This is a genomic window from Ruegeria sp. AG1, from assembly GCF_056541705.1.
The window spans coordinates 25,119-40,340 of the sequence record NZ_JBQFYU010000010.1 but is presented as its reverse complement, the minus strand read 5'-3'; the positions used below and the strand labels follow the sequence as shown (position 1 = coordinate 40,340).

The window sequence follows — 15,222 nt, the reverse complement described above, 5'->3', positions numbered from 1 at the left end:
GCCTGCCGGTCGGCGGCGCCCTCGGAAAGTGCGGCCTTTACCGCCGCGAAGGAGGCTTTGGGCCTGCGGTCCAGCGTTTCAAAATCCACGTCTACCAATCCAAACCGTTTTTCATAGCCATAGGCCCATTCGTAGTTGTCCAGCAAAGACCAGATGAAATAGCCCTTTACAGGCACATCTGCGGCCAAAGCCTGTTGAACCGCCGTCAAGTGAGAGTCCAGATAGGCGATACGCTCATCATCCTGCTGGCGCTCGGCGCTCGCCATGCCGTTCTCTGTAACATAGATAGGAAGATCACCGGTATAGTCTTCTGCGGTCCTTTTCAGAAATCGGGTCAGGGCGTCGGGGTCTATTTCCCAACCCATCTGGGTCTTGGGCAAAGGGCCGGGTACTTCGGTCAGGCTTGGCCATGCACTGTCTGCCGAGGTAATCAGCTTGCGGGTATAGTAGTTCAAGCCGCACCAATCGACCGGTGCCCCGATTGTGTCGAAATCATTTTGCCAACCCGCGGGCAAATGAGGCTCCAGCCCCTCCAGCACGTTTTCGGGATAGGCTTTTTTAAACACACCGCCCAAAAAGAACCGGTTGTAGATCCCGTCATAGAGCGCGGCCGCGTGCTGTGCAGCCGCGCTATCATCCGCAGGCTCCGCCCATTCTAGGTTGAAGACAGCGCCCAGATTGGACATGCCTAGGCTGCGCATTGTTTGAATAGCGCTGCCATGGGCCAGAAGAACATGGTGCATCGCGCGTGCAGCCGCGCGAATATCGCGCAAGCCCGGTGCGTGGTGGCCTTCGAAATGGCTGAGCCAGCTGACGCACCACGGCTCATTGATCGGCGCGACCGAATACATGCGGTCTCCGATACGGCCCATGATCACTTGGGTGAAATCGGCGAACCACCCGGCGATATCCCGATTGCGCCAGCCCCCCAGATCGGCAAGTGCCGAAGGTAGCTCCCAGTGGTAGAGCGTCGCACAGGGGCGGATGCCACGTTCAAGCAGCGCGTCGGCTAGGCGGTCGTAGTAGTCCAGCCCGGCTTGGTTTACATGCCCCCGACCTTCGGGCAGCACACGCGCCCAGCTGGTCGAAAAGCGATAGCAGTCAAACCCTGCATCCTGAACCAGATCAAAGTCTTGTTCGAACCGGTTCAAGTGATCGCAGGCGAGTGCGCCGTTTTCCGCGCCGACGACATTGCCGGGGGTGGCCGCGAAACTGTCCCAATGCGTCCGACCCGCACCGCCTTGAGCGTGGCCTTCGATCTGGTAGGCGGATGTTGCGACGCCGAATAGAAAATCGTCGGGGAAGTCGTTGCGTTTATATTTCATCGTCGAACCCCACTCGGTGCAGGCCCGGTTGATCGCCCGACGACCAACTCGGCCTCAAGCAACCTCGTATGTACCGGCGCACCCGGAGACTTGATCCGCTGGATCAGCATCTCGGCCGCCATTTCCCCGGCGTCCCGGACCGACGATCGCGTTGCGGTGAAGATCGGCACATCCTGTCCGTTTTTCAAATAGGAAAGATCATCGTCATGGGCGATGACCGAAATATCCCTCCCCATCTGCAGCCCGGCTTCTTCCAAGGCGCGGCGCACGCCTATGGCTGTGATCATCGACGAGGCTAGAATTGCGGTCGGAGGCTCCGCGATCTGCAGCATCTGATGGGTTTCCCGGTGACCATAGACTTCAGTCATTTCGGCGCTGCGCATTAAGGCGGCATCCGGCGTCAGCGCGGCCTGTTGCAGAGCGTCCAGATATCCGGCGCGACGGCGTTGGGCAAAGTCCATATCCTCCAGCCCGTTGATCAGAGCGATGCGACGGTGGCCCAGATCAATCAGAAACTGCGTCGCGCGCTGGAACGAACTTTTGTTGTTCACATCAATCCAGTCATATTCAGCCTGCACGCCGGTAGAGCGGCCATGAACGATAAACGGCACCGCCATTCGCGTCAGAACCTCGATCCTTGGCTCGTTGACTTTGGGACCCTGCAGCACGACACCATCGACCGCCCCGCGTTGAAACAGATTTCGATAGGCCGCCTCGATCGAGGTGTCATCCGCGTTGGTGAACATCATGTCATAGCCATGCTCGGCATAGGTTTTTGACGCTCCGGCGACGAAATCGCCGAAGATCGGGTTCACCATTTCATGCCTTGATGAGCTGGGGATGACGTGACCGATGACCATGGACTTGCCGGTCGCCAACCCCTTAGCGCGACTGTTGGGGCGGTAGCCATGTTTGGCCGCTGCAGCCTCAACCCTCAGACGTGTTTCAGCGTTGACTTCAGGGTAGCCGTTCAGCGCCCGGCTGACCGTGGTTTGCGAAAGACCCAGTGTTTCAGAGAGCTGCTTGAGGTTCATAGGTAGTCAAAGCGCCTTCAAATCGAAGGCTTTACTGGTGAGGTCCTGTTTTGTGCGCCGGCCAACCTGTTGTGATAACAGACAAGCATGTTTTTCTGACTTATTCGAAAATACGACTCATTGACAGAGTAAAAATGTTAGCGGATAACAATAATCATTCAAAGCGCTTTGAAAAACGTGAAGCGAAGGCGCTGGAGAGTATTGGGAGGAGATTTCATGAAACGCACGCTGTACGCAGGTGTGGCCACGTTTGCCCTGACTGCCGGGGCTGTTCACGCACAGGGTCAGATGATCCACTCCGTTGGAGAGGGCGGCTTTGACTGGGATGGGTTCCAGGCCTTTGCAGACGCTCATGATCTGAGCGGTCAGGACCTGACCATTTTCGGCCCCTGGCTTGCGGGTGAGGGGCAATCCTTCGAAAACCTGGTCGCCTATTTCGATGAGGCAACAGGCGCAAACTCCAGCTATGTCGGCTCGGACTCGCTGGAACAGCAGATTTTAATCGACGCGGCGGCAGGATCAGCGCCGAACCTGACGGTTTTCCCGCAGCCCGGCCTTGCGGCGAACATGGCCAAGAACGGCTATCTGACGCCGCTTGCCGAAGGATCGGCAGACTGGATTAAGAACAATTTCGCCGCCGGTCAATCTTGGGTCGATCTGGGAACTTTCGAAAACGCAGACGGAGCCAAGGACTTCTACGGCTTCTTCTTCAACGTGAACGTCAAGTCTCTGGTCTGGTACATCCCCGAGAATTTCGAGGACTTCGGCTATGAGGTCCCGCAGACCATGGAAGAGTTCAAAGCGCTTATGGATCAGATGGTCGAAGATGGTGAGACGCCGCTCTGTGTCGGCCTCGCATCCGGTGGCGCGACCGGTTGGCCCGCAACGGATTGGGTTGAGGACCTGATGCTGCGCACGCAATCGCCAGAGGTTTACGACCAGTGGGTGTCGAATGAGATGAAGTTCGACGACCCGCGCGTGATTGCCGCGATCGAGGAATATGGCAGCTTTACCCGCAATGACGACTATGTGGTTGGGAACGCAGATGACACGGCTGCAATCGATTTCCGCGACAGCCCCAAGGGCCTGTTTGACAGCCCGCCTGCTTGCATGATGCACCGCCAGGCCTCATTCATTCCGGCCTATTTCCCGGAAGGGACAGAGCTGGGCGTGGATGCCGATTTCTTCTATTTCCCGGCCTATGCCGAGAAGGATTTGGGCACTCCCGTTTTGGGCGCGGGCACCCTGTTCACTATCACGAACCCGAGCCCTGCGACTGAAGTGTTCATGGAGTTCCTCAAGACCCCGTTTGCGCATGAGATCATGATGTCTCAGGACGGGTTCCTGACGCCGCATCTGGGGGCAAACCCGGAAAACTATGCCAATGACACACAGCGCGGTCAGGGTGAGATTCTGACCAACGCCACCACGTTCCGCTTTGACGGCTCAGACTTGATGCCGGGCGCAGTCGGTGCGGGCACGTTCTGGACAGGAATGGTCGACTATTCCTCGGGCGCGAAGGACGCGGCCACTGTTGCGGGCGAAATCCAGTCGTCATGGGATGCCGCGAAGTAACTGACGCTTCGGGGCGGCTATTTGGCCGCCCCGTTTCCAAACCGACGAGGGCATCATGACACCGGCACTTCAGGGCCTGCTGACCATCATCATCGGTGTGTCGGGTTGCGTGGGCTACTTCTATCTCTCGAACCAATTCCTGGACAAAGTCCTGTTCCCGCCGCGCGGGCCGAACGCAGGGCGCAATATTAACCGCGCGAACATGATCCGACCCTGGCTGTTCCTGTTCCCCGCGCTGGCGGCGCTTGGCCTCTATCTGGCCTATCCGGTGGTTGAGACTTTGCGCCTTTCACTCACGGAGCGCGTGCCTGGCGGCGGGTACAGATGGGTTGGTCTGGACAACTACACCCAGATGGCGGCTGAGCCGAAATTCTGGGAAGCCATGCGCAACAATATGTTCTGGCTCATCGTGGTGCCCGCGATGTCGACCGGTTTTGGTCTGCTCGTGGCGCAGCTGACCGATCGCATCCGCTGGGGTAATTTCGCCAAATCGCTGATCTTCATGCCGATGGCGATTTCCTTCGTAGGGGCCTCGGTGATCTGGAAGTTGGTCTATGACGCGCGGCCGGCGGAACAGGATCAGATCGGCATTCTAAACGCCCTCTACATCTTCTTCGGCGGGACTGAGCCGCAAACGTGGCTGACCGTTCCCTTCTGGAACTCGTTCTTCCTGATGATCGTTCTGGTCTGGATTCAGACCGGATTTGCCATGGTGATCCTGTCGGCTGCCTTGCGCGGCATCCCAGAAGAAACCGTCGAGGCCGCCATTCTGGACGGTGCCAACCCGTTCCAGATCTTCTTCAAGATCAAAGTACCTCAGATCAAAACAACCATTCTGGTGGTCTGGACGACGATTACGATTACCGTCCTGAAGGTCTTCGACATTGTCTTTGCCATGACCAACGGCCAATGGGAGACGCAGGTGCTGGCCAACTACATGTACGACAAACTGTTCCGCGCCAATGATTGGGGGGTGGGGTCCGCCTCGGCCATGGTTATCATGCTGTTGGTCACTCCGATCTTGATCTGGAACGTGCGCAATGCACGCAAGGAAATGGAGTGAGGCCATGAGCGATATTGCAGGAACCAAACCGGCACTGCGCTGGGTCGTCCATGCCTCGGTTGTTTTTCTGGTGGTGCTTTGGGTGATCCCGACCCTCGGTCTGCTGATCTCGTCATTCCGGACTGCGGATCAGATCTCGGGCAGTGGCTGGTGGCGGTCGATCTTCCCTTCCGAGCAAAACCTGACCCTGCGCAGCGCTGCACCTGATACACAGGTGCTGGAGAATGGCCTCTACGTGATCGAAGGCCAGCTTTTCGGGGACGACGAGCAGGTCAAGATCTCGAACTGGGGTATCAGTGCCCGTGAGGTTGACGCCTTTGTTCCCGGCGACACCGCCGAGCTGCGTCGAGGCGGCACGATCACCGTTGATGCGGACGGCGCCTATAGGATGGAGAACACTGAGGAGTTCACCGGAAATCGAGGCGCCCGCGTGTTCGTTACGGCCGAATTGCCGCCGGAATTCACCTTGGACAACTACCGAAAAGTCCTGCTGGATCAGAGCAGTTCGGACAGTATGGCCAAAGCCTTTTTCAACACTTTGACGGTGACAATTCCCGCGACAATCATCCCGATCCTCGTTGCAGCCTTTGCAGCCTACGCGCTGGCGTGGATGGAGTTTCCGGGCCGTGCACTGCTGATCGCGGCCGTCGTTGGGCTGTTGGTCGTGCCCTTGCAATTGGCGCTGATCCCGCTGTTGAAATTCCACCTGAACATCGGGATCGGGAAAGGCTATCTGGGCGTCTGGCTGGCCCATACTGGCTTTGGTATGCCACTGGCGATTTACCTGCTGCGCAACTACATGGCCGGGTTGCCGCGGGATCTGATCGAGAATGCTCGCGTCGATGGCGCGACCGAGTTCCAGATCTTCACTAAGCTGATCCTGCCGCTCAGCTTCCCAGCGCTGGCCTCTTTCGCGATCTTTCAGTTCTTATGGACATGGAACGACCTTCTGGTCGCCAAGGTCTTCCTGATCGATGCGACCGGCCAAACCACTGTGATGACCAACCGCATCGTCGAGCTTTTAGGCACGCGAGGCGGCAACTGGGAAATTCTCGCGACGGCGGCCTTTGTGTCGATTTTTGTGCCGCTGGTCGTGTTCTTCGCAATGCAAAAATACCTGGTCCGGGGCCTATTGGCCGGATCCGTCAAATAGAGGCGTCTGATGAACGTGCAAAACACTGTAGACCTATCCAACTCAACCAAAGCGCCTTCAGATTGGTGGCGGGGCGGCGTGATCTACCAGATCTATCCGCGCAGCTTTCAAGACAGCAATGGCGACGGAATTGGTGATCTGAAGGGGATCACCCAACGGCTCGACTATATCGCCTCGCTCGGCGTCGATGCGATCTGGATTTCGCCTTTCTTCAAGTCGCCGATGAAGGATTTCGGCTATGACGTGAGCGATTATCGTGATGTCGATCCGATGTTCGGCTCGCTTGAGGATTTCCAAGAGCTACTGGGTCAGGCCCACGCAAAGGGTCTGAAAGTGATGATTGATCTGGTGTTGTCTCATACATCGGATCAACACCCGTGGTTCAGCGAAAGCCGTGCCTCAACAGACAATCCGAAGTCCGATTGGTATGTCTGGGCCGACCCCAAACCCGATGGGACGCCGCCCAACAACTGGTTGTCGATCTTCGGGGGGTCTGCCTGGCAGTGGGACCCGCGCCGCCTGCAATACTACTTGCACAACTTCCTGACATCGCAGCCGGACTTGAACTTCCACTGCGAACAGGTGCAGGACGCGCTGCTGGACGTATCCCGGTTCTGGCTGGAGATGGGGGTCGATGGTTTCCGCCTGGACACGATCAACTTCTATTTCCACGACAAGCAATTGCGCGATAACCCCGTGCTGCCGGTTGAGGAGCGCAATGCCTCGATTGCGCCCGCAGTGAACCCGTATAACCACCAAGACCACCTCTATTCCAAAAGTCAGCCTGAAAACATCGCCTTCCTCGAGCGACTGAGGGCGCTGACCAACGAATACGAAGGCCGAGCCTGTCTGGGTGAGGTCGGCGACGCGCAGCGCGGGCTTGAGATCATGGGGGAATACACCTCGGGTGATGCGCGTATGCACATGTGCTATGCGTTCGAATTCCTGGAAAAACGCGCGTTGACAGCAGCTTACGCGAAGCAGGTGTTTGACCAGCTTCAGACCAAGGCGGGAGATGCCTGGCCTTGCTGGGCGTTCTCGAACCATGATGTTCAACGCCATGCCTCTCGCTGGGACCTCAGCGATGCAGCAACGCGCCAACACGCGGTTCTGATGATGTGCCTGCGCGGTTCGGCCTGTTTGTATCAGGGCGAGGAATTGGGCCTACCTGAGGCCGACGTGCCCTTCGAACGCTTGCAAGACCCCTATGGCGTTGAATTCTGGCCTGAGTTCAAAGGCCGTGACGGATGCCGGACGCCAATGGTCTGGGCAACTCAGGATGAACAATCGGGCTTTAGCACCGGCGAGCCATGGTTGCCTGTTAGTGATACGCAGTCCGAACGTGCGGTTGACCGTATGGAGGCGGACGACCAATCCATGCTGCACCACTATCGCCGCGCGGTTGCTCTGCGACACGCGCATCCGGCGCTGGCTGCGGGGGCGCAATCAGAGATGGTGCAAGTCGGCCCGATCCTGATGTTCCGCCGCGAAAACGCCAGCGAGGAGGTGTTTTGCGCCTTTAATCTGGGACGAGGGGCGGGGCAGGTTGATCTGCCCTCGGGCAGCTGGCAGGCAATTGGTGAGGACATTGGCAGTGTCACGGGTGAAGGTCGCGTCACGCTGCAACCTGCCGAATTCTGCCTGATGCGCAGGGACAAGGGGTAAGTCATGTCGGAACTCAAACTCACAGACGTGGCGAAATCCTATGGACCAGTTGATGTCCTGAAACACATTGATCTGGATATCGAGCAGGGCGAGTTGATCGTCTTTGTCGGCCCGTCAGGATGCGGAAAATCCACTCTGCTCCGGATGATTGCGGGGCTGGAGAAGATCACCGGCGGCACGCTGGAGATCGAAGGTCAGGTCATGAATGACGTGCCGCCCGCGCAGCGCGGCATCGCGATGGTGTTCCAGTCCTATGCCCTCTATCCGCATTTGACCGTGCGCGAGAATATGTCTTTTGCGCTTAAGATCGCCAAGCGACCCGCCGCAGAGATTGACGCTGCTGTTGAGCGCGCGGCTCAAATTCTGCAATTGGACCCATATCTTGATCGCCTACCCAAAGCCCTTTCTGGTGGTCAGCGCCAGCGCGTCGCAATCGGGCGGGCGATTGTGAGGGATCCTAAGGTTTATCTGTTTGATGAACCGCTCTCGAACCTCGATGCCGCGCTGCGCGTCGCCACGCGGATTGAGATTGCGCGCCTGAAAGAGGCGATGCCCGACAGCACCATGATCTATGTGACCCATGATCAGGTCGAGGCGATGACCTTAGCCAGCCGCATCGTTGTGCTGGCCAACAAAGGCATTGCCCAGGTTGGCACCCCGCTTGAGCTGTATGAAACCCCGGACAATGAGTTCGTGGCCCAGTTCATCGGCTCGCCTTCGATGAACCTGTTACCCGGAACGATCACTGACACTGGGCAGATGACGACGATAGCCCTGGAGGGCGGAGGCATGGCGATTTCCGCGATCCCGACCGGGCCCGAGGATGAAGGCAAGCAGGTAAACATCGGCGTCCGGCCCGAAGATTTCACTTTGACGGATAGCGACCCGATCCTGAGCGGTGAGGTTGATTTCACCGAAGCATTGGGTGAGGTGACTCTGCTATATTTTGCCAAATCCAACGACGCGGATCAGGTCATCGCCAAACTGCCGGGTATTCAAAGAAACCTTCGCGGGCTGCAGGTTTCGGTCACAGCACGGCCGGAAAAAGTGCATCTGTTCCATAACGGTCTGTCCATGCGCAAGTGACTTGGCGCGCGCTGCTTCAAGCCGCTTGACAACTGATACAACCCCGTTCAACCATTATTGAAACGTTTCAATGGTGGTAAATGCGGGTTTCTGCGCAGCTATACACAGTCCGGAATTGTGGTGATCTTGGCGATCAACTGCAAATGGCGGCAGCCTGTGGCTATGCAGATGTCGAAACGACGGGGTTGCACGACCTGACGGCGCCTCAGATGGCCCGGATCGTTGCGCAATCGGGCCTACGGGTGCGTTCGGCGCATTTCGACTGGGAAGAGTTCGAGGGGCGTTTACCCGAAATTCAGGACCTTCTGGAACGATTGGAGTGCCCGGTTGCCGTCATGCCTTGGCTGGCACCAGAGGCGCGGCCCGACACTGCCGAGGGATGGAAGGCTGTGTCGGGCCAGTTATCACAATTGGCTGCGCAACTGTCAGGCTCGAGCGTTCGGCTGGCCTATCACAACCACGATTTCGACCTGGTCGGGTACCCCTCGCAGACGCCGTTGGAGATGATCCTGGAGACAGGGAGCGTCTATTGGCAGCCCGATATCGGTTGGCTGGGGGCGGCCTACCTGGACCCGGTTGAGATGATTGAGCGCTATGCCGACCGTGTGGTTTCGGTCCATGCTAAGGACGTGGATCCCAGCCAAAAGGGCGACGCTAGGTGGCGGGATTTAGGGCAGGGCGACATAGACTGGAGCCCGGTTCTTGACGCTCTGGATCGCACCGCCTGTTCGGATCTGTTCGTTGAACATGACGAGCCTCCTAGCCCGGCAAAGACTCTGACAACAGGAAGGCGCTTTCTGACCGATCTTTTGAAAGGTCGTATCTAGATGGCCCGCGCAACGATCAAGTCTATCGCCAAGCAGACAGGCTACTCCGTCGGGACCGTATCCAATGCGTTGCGCGGGGAGGACTCGGTCAAACGCGAAACCCGTGAAGAGATACAGAAAGTGGCCGTGGAGCAGGGTTACAAAGTAAACCTTGCTGGGCTGAAATTGCGCACGAACAAGTCCTACCGGATCGCGGTACTGGTGGGCGTCTCCGCCGACGCAACCGAGGAGTGGGAGGGTGTCGAGTTCACCCGAATTGTGGCTGGCATCTCAACCGCTTTGCAGGGGTCACGCTATGAGCTGAGCGTGTGCAGTGTGGCTGATCTGGACGACGCGATGGCCGCCCTTCGCACGATCGTACAGGAACGCTCGGCGGATGGGGTGATCTTTTCGGGCACCCGACGAAACGACCCGCGTATCGCCTATCTACAAAGTCAGAACTTCCCCTTTGTAACCTATGGCATGAGCGACAGTTCTGAACCTCATCCCTATGTCGATTTCGATAGCGAAAGTGCGGCGCGTGATGCCACAGAGCGGCTGTTGCGTTTAGGTCATCGACGAATTGCTCTCATCAATCCACCCGCCGAATTGGTTTACACCGGACAACGCCAGACTGGCTATGCCGCCGCGCTACAGACGGCGGGCGTGCCCGTTCAACCCGATCTGATCTACAACGGCCCCACAACGGCGCAAAGCGGCCAAGAGGCTTTTCGCAGCCTCATGCAGCGCAAAGACCGCCCGACCGGTATCATTTGCGCCAATGAGGCGATGACACTGGGCGTTTTGTCGGCGGCCGCCGAAGATGGCATCAGGGTCGGGCGCGATGTCGTGGTCATTTCGACAGATGACCTCCAACTCAGCAAGTATTTCGTACCCGCGCCCAGTGCCTATTACGTGCCGATTGACGAGACCAGCCAGTTGCTGGGCGCGTTCATGTTAAAATCACTGGACGGGGTCGATCCGTCCGAAATTCAAAAGAAGATCAGGGCCACGTTAATCGAGCGGCAACCTGACACACCTCCGCCGAACCCGGCGATTTGACCTGACCCAACAAAGGAGAAACCAAACATGTTCAAACATCTACTTGCCGCTGCAGCCGTTGCAACGATGACGGTCCAAGCCGCCTTCGCCGCCGATTTGGAAGGTCGCGTTCTGAAGATAGGAACGGATGCAACCTATCCCCCGATGGAAACCGTCGACGAAACAACAGGCGAGATCGTGGGCTTTGACGTCGATGTGATGAACGCCATTTGCGAGCGCGTGAACTGCGTGCCGAATTTCGTCAACACTGCGTGGGACGGGATCTTCGCAGCCCTTCAGCAAGGTGAGTTCGATCTAGTCATCTCGGGCGTTTCGATCACGCCGGAACGGGAAGAGACCATGGATTTCTCAGAGCCGTATATCGTGGTCAGCCAGGCCATCCTGTTGCAAGTCGACAAGGGCGACACGACCCTGGATGACTTCAAGGCCGGAGGTCTCAAGCTGGCCGCTCAAACCGGAACAACCAACGCGCAGCTAGCGGAAGAGCTGGTCGGGCGCGAGAATGTCAGCCTCTATGACAACTTCTCGGCTGCCATTCTGGCGTTGCAGAACGCCGACGTCGAAGGCGTGATCATCGACGGAACTTCGGCCACCGCGTATGAGCAGGAGTTCGCGGGTGAACTGACCGTGGGCATCACGGGTCTGCAGTCCGATCCGCTCGGCATCGTGTTTCAGGAAGGTGATCCGACTGTCGATGCGATCAACGAAGGTCTGGCCGCAATCCAGCAAGACGGCACATTGGATGAGCTGAAAGCCAAATACTGGGGCACCAACTGATCCTTTGAACCCCCTCCAGCCCCGGCGGGTTCTGCCGCCGGGGCTTTGACTTAGCGGAGAACATCATGTCGCGCCTCAGCTCGATCCGCCCGAGCAACCTCGTGTTGCTCGCAGCCGCGCCGTTTATCATCTATCTGTTTGCCACCTCGTCCAAATATCTGCGATCTCTGGTCGCCATTCTGGGGATCGGTAACAACGCAGGACCGATATTCGTGGGGTTTCTACTGGTCCTTGTGACGGCGATCCTGGGCTATCTTTGCGCCCGCCACTCCCGGTTCGAAGCGCAAGCACCCGCATGGCTGCGGATTTCGGCTTTGGCGGCGTTTCCGGCGGCTGTTTGCCTGTCCATTCTGGCGTTTGTCGCCCCGCATGTCCTGATGCCTTTCGCTGAGTCCGTCTTCTTTCATGCGCTCAGTGAGAATACCTCGACCCTGATTGACCGCTCCAACCAAACCTGGGTTTTGTTTCCCGAAGTGGTGGCACAGGTTCAGAGCGGCCTGCAGATCCTTCTGGCGGTCTATGCTGTGATCATCGCGTTGTGCCTGATCTCTGGTCGTTTGACGAAACCAATGCGCGGGCGCGTGCAGCTCGGGTTCGAAATTCTGACAGGCGCCGCGTTGTTCTACCTGATGTTCATGGCCCATTGGCAATTCGCAACAGGCGTCGCCATTACGTTCCGCGCGGCGATCTTTGCCTATATCTTCGCCGCGATCCTGGGTCTGATCTGGGTGGGGCTGCAGTCTTTCAAGCCAAAGGCCCGGACAACGATGGTCTATGGCGCGATCAGTCTGGCGTTGCTTGCAGTATCCACCTTTTTCTTCATGCAGCCCAAAGTCAGCTATGTCCTTGTCGGCAATACCGAGGGCCGTATCGCTATCGTACGCGGTACCCCTCAGGCGCAAGCCGATGTGATCCGCTTCGGTGAATTCGAAGGCGGCGGCGATCAGCAAATCCGAATTCGGAGCGCCCCTGACGCTGCATCCGCTTTGGAGCAGATTGAGACCGTCGACAGCGTCTCGGGCGCGTTTGTTCCGGTTGAAGCCCATACACAGGGCTATCCGGTGATCTGGCAGACCAGCTTTCTGCCAGACAAGTTTCGAAATCCGGGGCTGGCCTTTGCCGTTTTCGGTTTCCTTTTGCTGACACTGACGGTCGGTGGGGCTCAGCACAAACTGCACCCGCTTGCGGTCGGGGCCGAGTTTTTCGTGGACACGATCCGAGGCATACCGATGCTGGTGATCATCCTCTATATCGGCCTTCCTCTGGCGGGCGCGGTCAAGGATGCCACCGGCGGTGGTATCGACATGACCAACATGACCCGCGGGATCATCGCCATTTCGGTTGGGTATTCTGCCTATATGGCCGAGATCTTCCGATCTGGCATCGAAGCCATACCCAAAGGCCAGCTTGAGGCTGGCAGCTCGCTGGGCCTGTCGCGCTGGCAAACTGCGCGGCTGATCGTGCTGCCGCAGGCCTTGCGGATCGTGACACCGCCGTTGGGCAATGAATTCATCGCGATGATCAAGGACACCTCGCTGCTGTCGATCCTGTCTGTGCGCGACATGACCCAGCGAATGCGCGAGTTCCAGGCCTCTAGCTTCCTGCCCTTTGCACCCTTCAACACGGCGGCGATCCTCTATGTCGTGATTACTCTGGGTTGCGCCAGCTTCCTGAAATGGATCGAGCGGCGAACCGCGAAGGACACCAGATGAGCAAACTTGAGCTAGGGGTTTGCTACTACCCCGAACAATGGGACCCGTCCCAGTGGCGAGACGATGCTGCGCATATGGTCGATATGGGCCTCGATTGGGTGCGGATTGCCGAGTTCACCTGGGGCCTGATCGAGCCCCGGCGCGGTCAGTTCGAGTGGGGTTGGTTGGATGAGGTCATCGGGATTTTGGGTGAGGCTGGCCTGCGGGTCATGATGTCTACGCCCACGGCTTCGCCACCCAAATGGCTGATCGACGAGTATCCAGAGATTCTGCCCGTGGGTCCTGACGGTCGCGTGCGCGGCTTTGGATCGCGACGGCACTATTGCTTCTCCAGCGATGTCTATCTGGAGGAGGCCAAACGGATCGCCACCGAATATGCCCGGCGCTATGGGAAAAACCCGCATGTTCACGCGTGGCAGATCGACAATGAATACAATGACCATGACACCGTCCTCAGCTACTCGGACGCGGCTCGCCATGGGTTTCGCCGATGGCTGCAACAGCGTTATGGCACGATTGAAGAATTGAACCAGAGATGGGGTGCGGTTTTCTGGGGCACACAGTATTCAAGTTTTGACCAGATCGAGCTACCAAACGGCTTGGTCGCGGCCGCGAACCCAACGCAATATTTGGATTTTGCGCGTTATTCCTCGGACCGGGTCCGACTGTTCAACAAGGCTCAGGTGGATATTCTTCGGGCGCATTCGCCGGGCCGGGATATCACGCATAACTTCATGGCGGGCAGTTTCGAGTATGATCACCACGCGGTGGCCGCCGATTTGGATATCGTCGGTTTCGACAGCTACCCGCTGGGCAATCTGCTGGGATCATCCCTGTCTGGTCAGGACAAGCATCGCTACTTGCGAACCGGAGCACCTGACTATCAGGGGTTTCACTGCGATCTCTATCGTTCGCAGGGACGCGGGCGCATGTGGGTGTTAGAGCAGCAACCCGGTCCCGTCGACTGGGCGGAAAAGAACCCTTCGCCCGCAGATGGCATGGTTCGGCTATGGACATGGGCAGCTTATGCCCATGGCGCGCAGGCGGTGATGTTCTTTCGCTGGCGGCAGGCAAAGTTCGCTCAGGAGCAGTTCCACACCGCGCTTTTACGGTCGGATGGTAGTCTGGATCAGGCAGCGGTCGAGCTGGCGCTGGTGGTGAAGGATCGCGCGGCTTTGCCGTCGACCAAAAGAAAGAAGGTCCAAGTTGCGATGCTGATCGACTATGCATCGATCTGGGCGGCAGACATCCTGCCGCATGACGATGCATTTCCCAACACGAACATCCTGCGAGACTGGTACGCGGGTTTGCGCGGTTTCGGCGTCGATCTGGATTTTGTCGGGCCGGAGGACGACCTCGATGGCTATGCCTTGATCGTTTTGCCGCAGAGTATGATCGCCAGCGACGGTTTGGCCTCCAGACTTAAGACTACCTCAGCGAAACTGTTGATCGGGGCGCGGTCGGGTAGCAAGACGCCAGATATGCATAGTCCGGATGCTCTCGCGCCGGGCGTTCTTGGGGATTTGACAGGTGTTCGCGTTTTGCGAGTCGAGTCCTTGCCCGATCTTGCGGAAGAAGCCGTACAGTTGGGTGAGAAAACCCCGTTTCCTTTTACCGGTTGGCGTGAAATTGTCGAGACAAGTGAACAAGTTATCGGCCGTTTCGCTAGCCGATATCAGAATGGCAGTCCGGCGGTCATACGCTCAGACAGAGCGACCTACCTTGCGATGGTTCCGAGCGGCGCGTTGTTGCAAAACATTTTGCGCGAAGTGTTGGATTGGGCTGGGCTGGAGGTCACCGAAACGCACCAAGATCTGAGGCTCACCCGACGCGGGGACCTGCGCTTTGCCTTCAATTTCGGTGATCAAGACCAACCGCTGCCTGTGAACTCAAAGCGCAAGCTTCTGGTCGGAGAAGACCCGGTCGCCCCTCACAACCTTGCGATCTGGACGGAATAGCGCGCC

General features: G+C 57.9%; 11 protein-coding genes and 1 pseudogene. 10 read left to right on the top strand and 2 right to left on the bottom strand.

Features of this window, described 5'->3' with window-relative positions; genetic code table 11:
• Positions 1-23 precede the first annotated feature (23 nt).
• Together ACR0B5_RS15615 and ACR0B5_RS15610 are read right to left on the bottom strand one after the other, a co-directional pair.
• Positions 24-1,325: pseudogene (locus ACR0B5_RS15615) on the bottom strand (GH1 family beta-glucosidase); the annotation flags it as partial.
• Positions 1,322-2,359, bottom strand: a complete 1,038-nt coding sequence (locus tag ACR0B5_RS15610) for a LacI family DNA-binding transcriptional regulator (protein ID WP_480541630.1) — start codon at positions 2,357-2,359, stop codon at positions 1,322-1,324. The gene ACR0B5_RS15610 and the pseudogene ACR0B5_RS15615, both read right to left, overlap by 4 nt.
• Positions 2,360-2,575: 216 nt before the next feature.
• Between ACR0B5_RS15610 and ACR0B5_RS15605 the strand changes: the two genes are divergently transcribed.
• The 10 genes from ACR0B5_RS15605 to ACR0B5_RS15560 all read left to right on the top strand — a co-directional run bounded on the left by ACR0B5_RS15605 (position 2,576) and on the right by ACR0B5_RS15560 (position 15,216).
• Complete coding sequence (locus ACR0B5_RS15605; RefSeq protein WP_425085368.1) at positions 2,576-3,934, top strand: ABC transporter substrate-binding protein; 1,359 nt, start codon at positions 2,576-2,578, stop codon at positions 3,932-3,934.
• A gap of 55 nt (positions 3,935-3,989) precedes the next feature.
• Entirely contained in the window at positions 3,990-4,997 is a 1,008-nt protein-coding gene (locus tag ACR0B5_RS15600) for a carbohydrate ABC transporter permease (RefSeq protein ID WP_170377422.1), read from the top strand.
• Between the two features lie 4 nt (positions 4,998-5,001).
• A complete protein-coding gene (locus ACR0B5_RS15595; RefSeq protein ID WP_419740820.1) occupies positions 5,002-6,150 on the top strand; it encodes a carbohydrate ABC transporter permease in 1,149 nt (382 codons plus the stop codon).
• Positions 6,151-6,159: 9 nt separating this feature from the next.
• The gene (locus ACR0B5_RS15590) at positions 6,160-7,815 is read left to right on the top strand and encodes an alpha-amylase family glycosyl hydrolase (protein WP_480541628.1); all 1,656 of its coding nucleotides are present in this window, start codon (positions 6,160-6,162) and stop codon (positions 7,813-7,815) included.
• Between the two features lie 3 nt (positions 7,816-7,818).
• Positions 7,819-8,901, top strand: coding sequence for an ABC transporter ATP-binding protein (locus tag ACR0B5_RS15585; RefSeq protein WP_480541626.1), 1,083 nt, complete (start codon positions 7,819-7,821; stop codon positions 8,899-8,901).
• Positions 8,902-9,044: 143 nt separating this feature from the next.
• Positions 9,045-9,728, top strand: coding sequence for a sugar phosphate isomerase/epimerase family protein (locus tag ACR0B5_RS15580; protein ID WP_480541624.1), 684 nt, complete (start codon positions 9,045-9,047; stop codon positions 9,726-9,728).
• Positions 9,729-10,769, top strand: coding sequence for a LacI family transcriptional regulator (locus ACR0B5_RS15575; RefSeq protein WP_170702138.1), 1,041 nt, complete (start codon positions 9,729-9,731; stop codon positions 10,767-10,769).
• A 27-nt stretch (positions 10,770-10,796) separates the two neighbouring features.
• Positions 10,797-11,546 carry a basic amino acid ABC transporter substrate-binding protein gene (locus ACR0B5_RS15570; protein ID WP_480541622.1) on the top strand — a complete coding sequence of 250 codons (750 nt, stop codon included), beginning with the start codon at positions 10,797-10,799 and terminating at the stop codon, positions 11,544-11,546.
• A 65-nt stretch (positions 11,547-11,611) separates the two neighbouring features.
• Entirely contained in the window at positions 11,612-13,258 is a 1,647-nt protein-coding gene (locus tag ACR0B5_RS15565) for an amino acid ABC transporter permease (RefSeq protein WP_170718472.1), read from the top strand.
• A complete protein-coding gene (locus tag ACR0B5_RS15560; protein WP_480541620.1) occupies positions 13,255-15,216 on the top strand; it encodes a beta-galactosidase in 1,962 nt (653 codons plus the stop codon). The genes ACR0B5_RS15565 and ACR0B5_RS15560 overlap by 4 nt, the downstream gene beginning before the upstream one ends.
• The last annotated feature ends 6 nt before the right edge of the window (positions 15,217-15,222 follow it).

Excerpts from the sequence above, each read along its gene's own strand:
- ACR0B5_RS15610 (WP_480541630.1), bottom strand. The coding sequence starts at position 2,359 with ATGAACCTCAAGCAGCTCTCTGAAACACTGGGTCTTTCGCAAACCACG.
- ACR0B5_RS15605 (WP_425085368.1), top strand. The coding sequence starts at position 2,576 with ATGAAACGCACGCTGTACGCAGGTGTGGCCACGTTTGCCCTGACTGCC.
- ACR0B5_RS15600 (WP_170377422.1), top strand. The coding sequence starts at position 3,990 with ATGACACCGGCACTTCAGGGCCTGCTGACCATCATCATCGGTGTGTCG.
- ACR0B5_RS15595 (WP_419740820.1), top strand. The coding sequence starts at position 5,002 with ATGAGCGATATTGCAGGAACCAAACCGGCACTGCGCTGGGTCGTCCAT.
- ACR0B5_RS15590 (WP_480541628.1), top strand. The coding sequence starts at position 6,160 with ATGAACGTGCAAAACACTGTAGACCTATCCAACTCAACCAAAGCGCCT.
- ACR0B5_RS15585 (WP_480541626.1), top strand. The coding sequence starts at position 7,819 with ATGTCGGAACTCAAACTCACAGACGTGGCGAAATCCTATGGACCAGTT.
- ACR0B5_RS15580 (WP_480541624.1), top strand. The coding sequence starts at position 9,045 with ATGGCGGCAGCCTGTGGCTATGCAGATGTCGAAACGACGGGGTTGCAC.
- ACR0B5_RS15575 (WP_170702138.1), top strand. The coding sequence starts at position 9,729 with ATGGCCCGCGCAACGATCAAGTCTATCGCCAAGCAGACAGGCTACTCC.
- ACR0B5_RS15570 (WP_480541622.1), top strand. The coding sequence starts at position 10,797 with ATGTTCAAACATCTACTTGCCGCTGCAGCCGTTGCAACGATGACGGTC.
- ACR0B5_RS15565 (WP_170718472.1), top strand. The coding sequence starts at position 11,612 with ATGTCGCGCCTCAGCTCGATCCGCCCGAGCAACCTCGTGTTGCTCGCA.
- ACR0B5_RS15560 (WP_480541620.1), top strand. The coding sequence starts at position 13,255 with ATGAGCAAACTTGAGCTAGGGGTTTGCTACTACCCCGAACAATGGGAC.